General features: G+C 58.1%; 12 protein-coding genes. 2 read left to right on the forward strand and 10 right to left on the reverse strand.

Annotated features, from left to right (window positions below):
* The first annotated feature begins 89 nt into the window (after positions 1-89).
* Together mltF and UN63_RS17030 are read left to right on the forward strand one after the other, a co-directional pair.
* Positions 90-1,502 carry a membrane-bound lytic murein transglycosylase MltF gene (gene mltF, locus UN63_RS02940; protein WP_229793549.1) on the forward strand — a complete coding sequence of 471 codons (1,413 nt, stop codon included), beginning with the start codon at positions 90-92 and terminating at the stop codon, positions 1,500-1,502.
* Between the two features lie 120 nt (positions 1,503-1,622).
* Complete coding sequence (locus UN63_RS17030) at positions 1,623-1,775, forward strand: hypothetical protein (protein ID WP_181068161.1); 153 nt, start codon at positions 1,623-1,625, stop codon at positions 1,773-1,775.
* Between the two features lie 83 nt (positions 1,776-1,858).
* On the opposite strand, the gene UN63_RS02945 is transcribed toward UN63_RS17030, so the two are convergent.
* From UN63_RS02945 to ndk, 10 genes are all read right to left on the reverse strand, one after another.
* Positions 1,859-2,299 carry a universal stress protein gene (locus tag UN63_RS02945; protein ID WP_104485289.1) on the reverse strand — a complete coding sequence of 147 codons (441 nt, stop codon included), beginning with the start codon at positions 2,297-2,299 and terminating at the stop codon, positions 1,859-1,861.
* 198 nt (positions 2,300-2,497) lie between these two features.
* A complete protein-coding gene (gene der / locus UN63_RS02950; protein WP_104485290.1) occupies positions 2,498-4,021 on the reverse strand; it encodes a ribosome biogenesis GTPase Der in 1,524 nt (507 codons plus the stop codon).
* A gap of 72 nt (positions 4,022-4,093) precedes the next feature.
* The gene (gene bamB, locus UN63_RS02955; protein ID WP_104485291.1) at positions 4,094-5,266 is read right to left on the reverse strand and encodes an outer membrane protein assembly factor BamB; all 1,173 of its coding nucleotides are present in this window, start codon (positions 5,264-5,266) and stop codon (positions 4,094-4,096) included.
* Positions 5,267-5,268: 2 nt separating this feature from the next.
* Positions 5,269-5,913, reverse strand: coding sequence for a YfgM family protein (locus UN63_RS02960; RefSeq protein ID WP_104485292.1), 645 nt, complete (start codon positions 5,911-5,913; stop codon positions 5,269-5,271).
* A complete protein-coding gene (gene hisS / locus UN63_RS02965; RefSeq protein ID WP_104485293.1) occupies positions 5,914-7,188 on the reverse strand; it encodes a histidine--tRNA ligase in 1,275 nt (424 codons plus the stop codon).
* 227 nt (positions 7,189-7,415) lie between these two features.
* The gene (ispG, locus tag UN63_RS02970; protein ID WP_104485294.1) at positions 7,416-8,534 is read right to left on the reverse strand and encodes a flavodoxin-dependent (E)-4-hydroxy-3-methylbut-2-enyl-diphosphate synthase; all 1,119 of its coding nucleotides are present in this window, start codon (positions 8,532-8,534) and stop codon (positions 7,416-7,418) included.
* Between the two features lie 18 nt (positions 8,535-8,552).
* Entirely contained in the window at positions 8,553-9,491 is a 939-nt protein-coding gene (locus UN63_RS02975) for a RodZ domain-containing protein (protein ID WP_104485295.1), read from the reverse strand.
* The gene (gene pilW, locus UN63_RS02980; protein ID WP_104485404.1) at positions 9,481-10,227 is read right to left on the reverse strand and encodes a type IV pilus biogenesis/stability protein PilW; all 747 of its coding nucleotides are present in this window, start codon (positions 10,225-10,227) and stop codon (positions 9,481-9,483) included. Before pilW ends, UN63_RS02975 begins: the two co-directional genes overlap by 11 nt.
* Before the next feature lie 58 nt (positions 10,228-10,285).
* A complete protein-coding gene (gene rlmN / locus UN63_RS02985; RefSeq protein ID WP_104485296.1) occupies positions 10,286-11,404 on the reverse strand; it encodes a dual-specificity RNA methyltransferase RlmN in 1,119 nt (372 codons plus the stop codon).
* A gap of 180 nt (positions 11,405-11,584) precedes the next feature.
* A complete protein-coding gene (ndk, locus tag UN63_RS02990; protein WP_104485297.1) occupies positions 11,585-12,016 on the reverse strand; it encodes a nucleoside-diphosphate kinase in 432 nt (143 codons plus the stop codon).
* Between the last annotated feature and the right edge of the window lie 580 nt (positions 12,017-12,596).

Here is a 12,596-nt window from a genome sequence, read left to right on the forward strand (position 1 = left end):
GCAGAACGCGCCGAAAAGCACAGGCATTGCCTGACGAAGTGGTCAACTTCTGCTATAAAATGCCGATTGTATTGAGTGAGGACTCGCTTTTGCGCCTGATACTGATGCTTTTCAGAGCCCCCCTGTTGCTGAGTTTACTGGCCCTGGGCGGCTGCGACGTTCACGAAAAAAACCAGACCCAGCAAGAACAGATCCAGGCCCGTGGTGCCTTGCGGGTCGGCACCCTCTATCATCCGCTCTATTACTTTTTGCGCGACGATCAGGAAGAAGGGCTGGATTACGAGCTGGCGCGACTCTTTGCCGACTCGCTGGACGTAGAGCTGACCATGGTCCCGGCCTATAGCCTGGACGAGCTCTTTGCCCTGCTCGACACGGGCAAGGTCGACATGCTGGCCGCCGGCATGACCATCACCCCACAGCGGCGCCAGCAGTACCGTTTTGGCCCCAGCTATTACGACATCGCTCAGACTCTGGTGTATCGAAAGGGAAGCTCCCGCCCCCGGGACCCCAGCCAGGTCGAGGGCGAAATTCGGGTGCTGGCAGGCTCAAGTCAGGCCGAATCGCTGCACAGCCTGCAGCTGGAATTGCCGGAGCTGCACTGGGAAACCCGCCGAGACACTGACGCGGAAGACCTGCTGCGCCAGGTTGCCGAAGGACGGGCCGACTATACGCTGGTGTCCGATATTCTGCTGGCCCGCACCCAGCGCTATTACCCTAATATAGAGGCCGCCTTTACTCTGGGAGAGCCACAACCTGTAGCCTGGGTACTGGACCAGCGCACCGACGACAGCCTGCTCGGCCAGATGCTGACCTTTTTCGACCAGCAACAGGCCGCCGGCACCCTGGCGCGACTGAATGAAAAATACTTTGGTCATGTGCAGAGCTTCGATTACGTCGATACCCGCACCTTCTTGCGCCGGACGGAAACCATACTGCCCAGCTATCAGCCGTTGTTTGAACGTTATGCGGGGGAGCTGGACTGGCGCCTGTTGGCGGCCATCAGCTATCAGGAGTCGCATTGGGATCCAGAAGCCCGCTCCTATACCGGCGTGCGCGGCATGATGATGCTGACCGAAGATACCGCCAGACAGGTGGGTGTTTCCGACCGGCTGGATCCGGAGCAAAGCATTCGTGGCGGCGCCAGTTATCTGTCGTCACTGATGGACCGGTTGCCGGACGCGATTCCCGAAGATGAACGGGTCTGGTTTGCACTGGCCGCCTACAACATCGGCCTGGGGCATCTGCTGGATGCCCGCCGGCTGACCAGACTGCGCGAACAGGATCCCGACTCCTGGGCCGCAGTAAAGGAAAACCTGCCGCTGTTGCATCAGCCCAAGTGGTACAGCAAAACCCGCTACGGTTATGCCCGGGGCCGGGAGACACGGCAGTTTGTTAATAATATCCGGCAGTATTATCAAAGCCTGCTGTGGAAAGATAACCCAGGCACAGACCCGGGCCTGACCGCCCAGCATGAAAACTTACCGGCAGAACCGGAAACTTAACAATAATGTCACTTTACCCGGGCGGCACAACCTGATATCTAGTGCAGTAACACCGCACTATGTCGTCGACAGCCTAATATGCCGCCGACGGTGCGGTATCGGTTTAAAGAGGAATTCACCATGTTGAAACGAAGACGTACCTTACTGAAGCAGCGCAAGCCGGCAAGCTGGTCACCCCGCCGCAAGATACTACTGCAAGATGTTCGCCGCAAAATACTGCGCCGTAACAATACCTATTTTCTGACCCCAATCGACGTCGAGTCGGCGGCCTGACGCCGCCGTCATCTCTCGTTGATACGCCATGACCTGCCTGGCCATGAACTATCAACGAATCATTAACTACCAGGCATTAACCATTAACGTACCGTAATCACCCCACACTTGGCGCTGTGACTCACCTTGTGTGACACACTGCCCATCATCAAGCCAGCCAAATCTCCCAGTCCACGACAGCCCATGACGATCACATCGACCCCGAGGGACTTGGACTCTTGTATGATGGCGCGCGCCGGCTCACCTCGTGCTACATGAGTCTGAACATTGGTTGCGCCGAGTTTTCGGGCCTCGGCTTCGGCACCGGCGATAACTTTCTTGCCGGCCGCACTCATCTCCTTGAGTTCATCTCCGATGGCAACGGCACCGATACCCCATATCAGGGTCGCTTCGTGCGGCAATACTTCGGGAACATGCAGAATATGTATCACAGCATCATCCTGACGAGCCAGGTGGCAGGCCAGTGTCAGCGCCTTTTTGCTATGCTCCGAGCCGTCCACGGCCACCAATAGTGATTTATACATGTTTTCCTCCATGGTCCATAAAATCCCCCTCCAGTACAGGGCAAGGGATAGTCCTTATATCCATACTAGACCAAGAACTTTACGTGAGGGGTGAAGCGGGAGGGGTGAAGGGTGAAGGGTGAAGGCTTGTTTTCCACCTCACACCTATCCCCTCACCTTTCTAATAACAAAACGCCGGCTGAGCCGGCGTTTGAATGGTTATTTTTTCTTGTTGAAGCGCATCATGCGTTTACGTTTACGCATCTGGGTTTCGGTCAGCTTGTTCTTGATGCCCTCAAAGGGGTTAGCACCTTCATTAAACTCTACCCGGATCGGGGTGCCCATCACCTGCAACGAACGACGGAAGTAGTTGATCAGGTAACGCTTGTAAGACTCCGGCAAATCCTTGACCTGGTTGCCGTGCACTATGATGCGCGGCGGATTATAACCACCCGCATGGGCGTACTTGAGCTTGACCCGGCGGCCCCGCACCAGCGGCGGCTGGTGATCGTCCTGCGCCATCATCATGATACGGGTCAGCATGGAGGTATTGACCCGCTTGGTGGCCGATTGATACGCCTCCACCACGGAGCCGAACAGATTGCCCACACCACTGCCGTGCAGCGCCGAGATAAAGTGCAGACGAGCAAAGTCGATAAAGCCGAGGCGACGATCCAGCTCACGCTTGATGTCTTCCTTCACGTCCTGATTCAGGCCATCCCACTTGTTGACTGCCAGCACTATACTGCGACCGGCGTTGAGCACGAAGCCCAGCAGGTTGAGATCCTGATCGGAAATTCCCTCGTGGGCATCCAGTACCAGTAGCACCACGTTGGCGTCTTCAATCGCCTTCAGGGTCTTGATCACCGAAAACTTTTCGACGGTTTCGTGCACCTTGCCCCGACGTCGTACCCCGGCGGTATCGATCAGTATGTAGTCCTGCTCGTCCCGCTTCATCGGAATATAAATCGAGTCGCGCGTGGTGCCCGGCATGTCGTACACAACCACCCGGTCTTCACCGAGAATGCGGTTGGTCAGGGTAGACTTACCCACGTTGGGGCGACCGACGATGGCCAGCTTGATCGGCAGATCTTCGAACGGCACCGCCTGTGCTTCATCAATCTTGTCCATCGCCGCGATAACGCTATCGATGTCGTCGCCGTCGAAGTCCACTTGATCGAAATCGAATTCATCGGCTTCGGCAGCTCCCTCTTCAGCTTGCGCTTCGGCTTCTGCCACAGCCGCCAGCTCTTCCAGCTGGGGAGCCAGTGCGGTTTCCAACAGGCTCAGCACGCCCCGGCCATGGGTGGCGGCGATGGGATACAGGTCGCCAAGGCCCAGCTGATAAAATTCGCTGACGGCAGAATCGGCATCGATACCGTCTGTTTTATTCACCACCAGCAGGGTGTATTTCTGGCAGCGACGCAGGTGTGCGGCGATGGCTTCATCGGCCGAGGTCAGGCCGGCGCGGGCATCGACCATAAACAGCACCACGTCCGCTTCATCGATGGCCGCCAGCGACTGCTCGGCCATTTTCAGCTCTATGCCTTCTTCGGTACCGTCGATACCGCCGGTGTCAACCACGATAAATTCCAGCTCGCCAATCTTGGCCTGGCCATATTTACGGTCCCGGGTCAGGCCGGGAAAGTTCGCCACCAGCGCGTCCCGGGTACGGGTCAATCGGTTAAACAGGGTGGATTTGCCCACATTGGGGCGGCCCACCAGAGCCACTACTGGCATCATAAAATCAGTCTCCAAAAAACAATAACGGCTCCTGATCCGAGATCAGGAGCCGGTGTGTCACTTCCGCCGGGATCAAGGCTGGCCGATGGCCACCAAGTCTCCGCCGCGGCTTTGCACATAAAGGGTATCGCCGGCTACGACAGGCGCCACATACAACCCATCACTGTCGATACGCTGCAACGATTTGAGCACGCCGCTTTGACGATCAAACCAGTACAGATAGCCCTCACCATCGCCTGCCACCAGATAATCACCGAACACCGCCGAGGCGGTCAGCTGGCGATTTTCCAACTCGGTATTCGACCATAACTCCATGCCACTACGCGCATCCACCGCAAACAGATGACTGCGGCTGTCGCTGATATAGAGCTGGCGACCATCGGTACTCAGATCCTGAGAGCCCTGATACTGGCGCTTCCACAATTCTTGCCCCGAAATCAGCTGATGGGCGGTCAATTGGCCATTATAAGCGATAGTGAACAGGATATCGCCCAGAATCACCGGTTTCGCGGCCACATCGACCATGCGTTCCAGCTCGGTGGCGCCGCGAGGGCTGGCGATACGGGTATCTCGCACCGGCTGACCATTGGCCAGTAGCGCCACGCCCAGACGGCCATCGGCCCGGCCGTAGAGCACGGCGCCGCCGACCGTAACCGGCGTGGCCATGCTGCGCAGAGTCAGGCTGGGCTGTTCGTTACGCAACTGCCACTGCTGCTCGCCACTAACAGCATCCAACGCCACCAGATTACCGGCGCTGGTATGTACCACCACCTTGCCTTCGTCTACCGCCGGGGCGGCCAGCACCTCGCCGGGCACCTCGCGGGTCCAGAGCACTTTGCCATCAGACTGTGATACCGCATAGACGACGCCGTTCTCTGAGCCGAAATAGAGATTGCCGTAGGCGGCGGTCAGGCCACCTGAGATACGCGGGCTGCGCTGGTTCTCGTTGATGTCCAGCTTGTCCAGTCGCAGCTTCCACTGTCGATCACCACTGTCGCGCGCATAGGCGGCCAGTACCCCGTCCCGGGAAGCGGCGAATACCCGATCACCGTCGACCACGGGGCTCAGTTGGGAATAGAAGTCACCGACGCCATTGCCGACCGAGGTCGACCAGCGTGCTTTGGTATCCAGGGTATTCTTGATTTCAGGCAAGGGACTTGCCGGTGCCACCGGAGAGGAGCTGGAACAGGCGCTCAGGCCCAGTCCCAACACCAGCGGTAACATCAGGATCAACTGTTTACGCATGCTCATTCCTCGTCGCTCAGCTCGGCAGACACCGCCAGGTTGTCGAGTTTCAGCTGCAGACCCGGATTATTGGTCAGCCCGCCTGCATCCCGCGCCGCGCGATAGGCGTCCCGCGCGTCATCGACGTTGCCTTCGGCCATAAAGACATCGCCCTGAATTTCGCTGCGCTGGGCACCGAAGGCGTCGGCCTCGATGGCGTCAATATAGGACTGGGCCCCGGCCAGCTCGTTCTGCGCCAGCATCACCCGGGCCAGGCGCAGGCGAATGGTATCGCTCAGGGCCGCATCCTTGGTGCCGGCCAGAGCCAGCTCCAGCTGTTGTTGAGCGAGATCCAGCTTGTTGGCCTTGACCGCCTCGGCCGCCAGCAGCAAAGCCGCCAGTTCACCGTAGCTGTTACCCTGGTTCTGCTCGACAAAGGCCGCGGTATCGTCGAAGGCTGCGGGGCCTTTACTCGCCAGTTGCTCGCTTATCTGAGCGAAGGCGTCGGCACCGGCGGCACGTGTCTCAATCTGATGACTCTGGTAGTAACGCCAGCCAAACAAACCACCCAGGCCAATGACGGCGCCCAGGATGATGGACTTGCCATACTCCATCCACCAGCGCTTGAGGGTCTCGAGTTGCTGCTCTTCCGTCGCGTTGATATCCACTTAGATCCCCTTCTTGAGCTGTTCAATCATGTCGTTAACCGCCAGCGTTTGTTGCTCGCCCTGGCCGCGCAGATACTTGACCGTCACTTCACCACGGGCAATTTCATCTTCGCCCAGGATCAGTGCGATGCCCGCCCCGCTCTTGTCGGCCCGCTTCAGCTGCTTCTTGAAGTTGCCGCCGCCACAGTGGCTCATCACCCGCAGGCCCGGCAGCTGATCACGCAGCTGCTCGGCCAGGGCAAAACCCGCCACCTGACTGTTGTCGCCCATCATCGCCAGATACACATCGGCCAGCGCCGGCTGTGCTTCTACCAAATTGAGGGTGTCCAGCAGCAGCACCAGACGCTCCATGCCCATGGCAAAACCAACGGCGGGCGTGGCCTGGCCACCCAACTGCTCGACCAGACCATCGTAGCGGCCGCCGCCACAAACTGTACCCTGGGAGCCCAGGCTCTCAGTGACCCATTCGAACACGGTCAGGTTGTAATAGTCCAGACCACGCACCAGACGCGGGTTGATTTCAAAGCCGATACCGGCTGACGTCAGCAGCGCCTTCAATCCCTCGAAGTGGGCTCGGGTCTGCTCACCGAAGTAGTCGCCGAGTACCGGCGCATCTTGCAACAGGGCCTGAACTTGTGGGTTCTTGCTGTCCAGCACCCGCAGGGGGTTGGTATACAGTCGGCGCTGGCAGTCTTCGTCCAGCTTGTCTTTATGCTGCTCCAAATACGTCACCAGTGCCTGACGGTATTCAGCACGCTCTTCGGGCTGGCCCAGGCTGTTCAGCTGCAGCGTGAGATGCTCGCTGACGCCAAGCTGTTTCCACAGCCGGGCGGTGAGCATGATCAGCTCGGCGTCGATATCCGGCCCCTGCAGACCGAAGACCTCTACCCCAAACTGATGGAACTGACGATAACGGCCCTTCTGGGGACGTTCGTAGCGGAACATGGGGCCCATGTACCACATGCGTCGTTCCTGGTTGTAAAGCAGACCGTGCTCGATACCGGCGCGCACACAGCCGGCGGTGCCTTCGGGTCTCAGGGTCATGCTGTCGCCGTTGCGATCGTCGAAGGTATACATTTCCTTTTCGACCACGTCGGTGACTTCACCGATGGCCCGCTTGAACAGACCGGTGACTTCCATGATGGGCATGCGTACTTCGGCGTAACCATAGGCACGCATAAGGTCACGCAGTACCGCTTCTGCCTGTTGCCAGGCCGGCGTCTGTTCCGGCTGGCAGTCGTTCATTCCACGAATTGCTTGAATCTGTTTGGCCACGAAAATATCTCTATGGTTGACGGCTTAAAATAAATTGAATGCTAATCGGTCTGGAATCAAAAGAGTGTTAGCTGTTTGAAGAGGCGGAGCACGCCAGCAGCAGGAGGCACACCGACACGCCGTAAACCCATCCCTGGGGGCTCGGACATGCCATCCCTGGCATGTCACGGTCGGCTTGGCCACCCTGCTGCCGGCGTTCGGCCCGGCACCCAGTCTGACGCCCCGCCTCAGTCTTTGGCCTGCACCGGAATACGGACGGCCGGATCCATCATCGCTACCTTGGCCCTGATGCGGCTTTCCAGCTCGTCCACCAGATTGGCGTTATCGAGCCGACCCACGCGCTCGCCGCCGTCGTAGAGGGCGCTCTTGCGCTGGGCGCCGGCCAGACCAATATCGGAAATCAGGGCTTCACCGGGGCCGTTGACCACACAGCCGATAATGGACACGTCCATCGGCACCACTATGTCTTCGAGCCGGCTTTCCAGCTCGTTGACGGTGCTGATCACATCAAACTCCTGACGGGAGCAGGACGGACAGGCGATAAAGTTGATGCCCCGGGCACGGATACGCAGGGATTTGAGAATATCGAAACCGACCTTGATCTCTTCTACCGGATCGGCGGCCAGCGAAATACGCAGGGTGTCACCGATGCCCTCGGCCAGCAGCATGCCCAGACCGATGGCGGACTTGACCGCGCCACTGCGAAAACCACCGGCTTCGGTAATCCCCAGGTGCAACGGCTGCTCTATCTGACGGGCCAGCTCCCGGTAGGCGCCAACGGCCAGAAACACATCCGAGGCCTTGACGCTGACCTTGAACTGATCGAAGTTGAGCCGGTCCAGAATTTCGACATGACGCAGGGCCGATTCCACCAGCGCCGCCGGGGTTGGCTCGCCATATTTTTCCTGCAGATCCTTTTCCAGCGAGCCGCCGTTAACACCGATACGAATGGGGATGCCCTTGTCCCGGGCACAGTCCACCACGGCCCGAATTCGGTCTTCACGACCGATGTTGCCCGGATTGATACGCAGACAATCGGCACCATATTCGGCCACCTGCAGGGCGATGCGATAATCGAAGTGAATATCGGCCACCAGCGGCATAGTAGTGCCGGCCCGGATCAGCTTGAAGGCCTCCGCCGCCTCCATGGTCGGCACCGATATCCGTACTATGTCTGCACCGGCCTTTTCCACCGCCCGGATCTGGGCCAGAGTGGCCGCCACATCCGTGGTCAGGGTATTGGTCATGGTCTGGACGCTGATGGGGGCATCTCCCCCCACCAGCACGGAGCCAACGCGAATTTGTTTGGACAGGCGACGAACGATGGGGGTTTCATGTAGGGACATCATTTACTCTTGCTTTAATCAGGATTTCGGTACGGTCAGCCGGGCTACCCGGCCGGCGCTAAAGGAGGACAGATCCACCGCCTTGTTCATATACTCGACGCTGGCGGCATGGGGCGCGCCCAGGATCAGACGAAAGGGCGGCTCACCTTTCAGGCTAAGGGCCTGCCGGGCTTTTTGCACCCCTTCGGCCAGTACACGACCACGGCCGTCGGTCACCTTGATCCAGCAATCGTCGGTGAAATTCATGGCCAGTAGCCGGGGGTCGGCCGCCGGCGTTTCGGTTTCGACAATGGTAGCAACGGCCGGTGCGGCCGTGGGCTCGGTCACTTCGGCCGTTTTCTCATCTATTGCGGCAACGGGCGCCAGGGTGTCCGGAGTCGCCTCCACCGTGGTATCGGCGTCATCCGTTATCGGGGCGGCCGGAAGCGTCAACTGGGGCGCAACCACGGGAATGTCCGCCTCTGGGGCCGGCTCCTCCTGTTGCTGGACGTTAGGATCCAGGCCAGGTTCCATGTAGTTGACGCCGCTGTCCTGCCACCACCAGTAAACCAGTGATCCCAGCAGGCCAAGCAGCACCAGCCAGCTGATCCGCTTGAGCCAGTTGTCGCTGGCCTGTTGCCGGGTCTTTCTGGAAAAGCTCTGCATGGGGGCGGCGGCCTTGATTTGCTCGATGCCACTCATGCCGTCGAAGGCGGCCAGCACCTCCTGCTCCTTGACGCCCACCACCTTGGCATAAGCTTTTACGTAGCCACGCAGAAAGGTGAGAGCAACCCCGGCCTTGTATTGATCGCCGTCGATGGACTCAATCACCGCCAGCCTTAAATTAAGACGACGGGCCACTTCGGCCTGGGTCCAGCCTTTGGCTTCCCGGGCCTCACGCAACAGGGCCCCGGGGCCGGCCGTTGTTACTGGTTCTGGTTCAGCCTGAGGCTGTGGGTCTGCTTCGTTAATAGTCATTTGATAGGAATCGCCTGGCCTGTTCTGAATCCGGAAATAACCGTACCAGCTCGGCACCAGCCAGCCGGGCTTGCGCCACACTGCCTTGTGCCTCTGCGGTACGCACTGTTAACCATAAACTCTGTGCATTGGGCTGATGCTCGTCCCGGTAGCGGGCAAGATATTCGAGCGCACCACCGTCATCCCCCTGCTCTGCCAGTAGCTCAGCCGCCCCCAGCAGGGCTTTCGATCTGTTCGGACTGTATTCCAGTGCTCGCCTGAAATAGTCGAGTGCGACCTCTGATTTTCCATGTCGTATGGCGCACATGGCCGCATTTTCGTAGCTGTCTGCCACCTGCACATAGCCAGATGACACTATCGCCCTTCTGAACATCGCATCTGCTTCATCGAAACGTTCCCGACCACACAGAAAAACGCCGTAATTGTTCAGTCCATCGCCATGGTTGGGATCCAGCCTCATCACCTGGCGGTAACTGTTCTCTGCCTGTTCAAAATCGGACACCGACTGATAAAACCAGGCCCGAGCAAGATGAACATCTGCACTGCGAGGATCCTGAGCCAGGGCTCGGTCAAGATTAAACTTGGCCTGCTCCGCATCCCCCCGCCGTAAATATGCCAAACCAAGATTCATTCGAGTTAAAGCCGCTTCCGACGGCTTGAACATCACTTCCCGGGACTGACGTCCATCAGATAAATAAGTGGTTTCATGAACACAACCACTCAGGATGGCTCCCATCAGTAACGCCGGCAACAGAGTAAGCGTTTGCATTCCCTTTACACCAATGGTTTTATTCTTAAACCATTGTGACGGATATACTTTGTTCCTGCATCCGTTTTTTCATGGTGCGCTTGGTCCGGTCGATAACATCCCCTACCAGCTGACCACAGGCGGCATCGATATCATCGCCGCGGGTCTTGCGAATGGTAACGGTATTGCCATATTGCATCAGCACCTTGTTGAAGCGATCGATACGGCTGTTGCTCGGTTTTTCGTAATCGTTACCCGGGAAGGGGTTGAACGGGATCAGGTTGATCTTGCAGGGCAGATCCTTGAGCAGCTCGGCCAGCTCATGGGCATGCTGCATGTCGTCGTTGACATGATCGAGCAGCACGTACTCGATGGTGACCTTGCCGTGGTTGGCATTGGACTTGGAAATGTAGCGACGCACGCTGTCGAGCAGGGTGGCAATATTGTACTTGTCGTTGATCGGCATGATTTCGGAACGCAGCTTGTCGTTCGGTGCATGCAGCGAAACCGCCAGTGCCACGTCAATCATGTCGCCCATCTTGTCCAGCGCCGGCACCACACCGGAGGTAGACAGGGTCACCCGGCGCTTGGACAGACCAAAGCCAAAGTCTTCCAGCATCAGGCGCATCGCCGGCACCACGTTGTTCAGGTTGAGCAGCGGCTCGCCCATGCCCATCATTACCACATTGGTGATCGGCTTGCGGCCCGAGTCACGCACAAAACCCACCCGGCTGGCGGCACGCCACACCTGGCCGATGATCTCGGACACCTTGAGGTTACGGTTGAAGCCCTGCTGGGCGGTAGAACAGAATTTGCAGTCCAGGGCACAGCCGACCTGAGAAGACACGCACAGGGTGGCTCTGTCACCATCGGGAATATAGACGGTTTCCACTTCCTGACCGCCGACCTGCATGGCCCACTTGATGGTGCCGTCGGCGGATTTTTTCTCGACGCTGATTTCCGGCGCACGGATCTCGGCCCGCTGTTGCAGCTTGCCGCGCAGCACCTTGTTGATATTGGTCATCTGCTCGAAGTCGTCACAACCGAAGTGATAGATCCATTTCATCACTTGATCGGCACGGAAGGGCTTCTCGCCCAGTTCACTGAAGAACGCACGCATGCCGTCACGATCCAGATCCAGCAGGTTTACTTTTGTTTCACTCATCGGTTGCCTCTCGCTTTCTGACCAGAGCCCACAGGGCGCGAAATTGTACAGAATTTAGCATGCGGTTGCCAGTAATGGCACTCTGACCGCTGCGAAAGCCACCTAAATAAAAAGGTGTCGACAGATGGCAGGCACAAAAAAAGGAGCCGAAGCTCCTTTTTATTCACCTGACGTTATCCCTTAGCGGGTACGCGGGCACACTTCTTCGTCGCTGAAGAAATAAGCGATTTCGCGCGCGGCAGAAGCGGCGGCATCGGAGCCGTGTACGGCGTTTTCGTCGATGCTGTCGGCGTAGTCTGCACGCAGGGTACCGGCCAGAGCGTCGGCCGGGTTGGTGGCGCCCATGATTTCACGGTGACGCAGTACGGCGTTCTCGCCTTCCAGAACCTGAACCATTACCGGGCCGGAAGTCATGAAGCTAACCAGAGCCTTGAAGAAAGGACGCTCGCTGTGCTCGGCGTAGAAACCTTCAGCCTGTTCCTGGCTCAGGTGTACCATTTTGGCGGCAACGATTTTCAGGCCGGCAGTTTCAAAACGGTGATAGATGGCACCGATCAGGTTCTTTGCTACGGCATCAGGCTTGATGATGGAAAAAGTACGTTCGATAGCCATGTGTGTTCCTTAAATAATCAATAGGATAGAATAAACGCGCGGAATTATACGTAAAGCCGGCTCAAGTTAACACCATTGCCGGGTAATTTAATTGCACCTATCGTTGGCCAAAGGTTGGTGCATAGACTATCGGACAAAGGGCCCGAGCTCAGAGGCAACACAGCCGCCTTCCACGACACGCCATGGGCTAAGGCCATCTGCGCTTGGCGATGGCTGCAAACATTCACAGGATGTTTGGTCCATCACCAAACTTGATGCAGGCAGCAAGCTGCCCCCTGAGGGCTCGGGAAATGCCATCTGACCGCCAGGGAGGGCGGGAATGCCGGAACGGCAGGAGCATTTTCCGGCCATGGCATTTCACGGTCGTGGTAGTCGATCTCTGTTGCCTCTTCTCGAGCACCGAGTTATCTGTAGATGACGTCAACAGGCAACGCCTTGGCATCTGGGAGGATAAAGGGACCTGCTCAGCCGACCATCACATGACAGGGCCAACAAAAGCTCCTGCAATGTTGGCACTCCCGCCGTCCTTGGCGGTCGGATGTCATGTGTTGAGCGTCACATGGAAGTGCTTGAAGCGAGT

The sequence above is a fragment of the Oceanisphaera arctica genome (assembly GCF_002936955.1).
Taxonomy (GTDB): domain Bacteria; phylum Pseudomonadota; class Gammaproteobacteria; order Enterobacterales; family Aeromonadaceae; genus Oceanimonas; species Oceanimonas arctica.

What these genes read in the sequence shown, in the direction of transcription:
- UN63_RS17030 (WP_181068161.1), top strand. Translation starts at nt 1,623, where the DNA reads ATGTTGAAACGAAGACGTACCTTACTGAAGCAGCGCAAGCCGGCAAGC.
- UN63_RS02945 (WP_104485289.1), bottom strand. Translation starts at nt 2,299, where the DNA reads ATGTATAAATCACTATTGGTGGCCGTGGACGGCTCGGAGCATAGCAAA.
- der (WP_104485290.1), bottom strand. Translation starts at nt 4,021, where the DNA reads ATGATGCCAGTAGTGGCTCTGGTGGGCCGCCCCAATGTGGGCAAATCC.
- bamB (WP_104485291.1), bottom strand. Translation starts at nt 5,266, where the DNA reads ATGCGTAAACAGTTGATCCTGATGTTACCGCTGGTGTTGGGACTGGGC.
- ispG (WP_104485294.1), bottom strand. Translation starts at nt 8,534, where the DNA reads ATGTCCCTACATGAAACCCCCATCGTTCGTCGCCTGTCCAAACAAATT.
- UN63_RS02975 (WP_104485295.1), bottom strand. Translation starts at nt 9,491, where the DNA reads ATGACTATTAACGAAGCAGACCCACAGCCTCAGGCTGAACCAGAACCA.
- pilW (WP_104485404.1), bottom strand. Translation starts at nt 10,227, where the DNA reads ATGGGAGCCATCCTGAGTGGTTGTGTTCATGAAACCACTTATTTATCT.
- rlmN (WP_104485296.1), bottom strand. Translation starts at nt 11,404, where the DNA reads ATGAGTGAAACAAAAGTAAACCTGCTGGATCTGGATCGTGACGGCATG.
- ndk (WP_104485297.1), bottom strand. Translation starts at nt 12,016, where the DNA reads ATGGCTATCGAACGTACTTTTTCCATCATCAAGCCTGATGCCGTAGCA.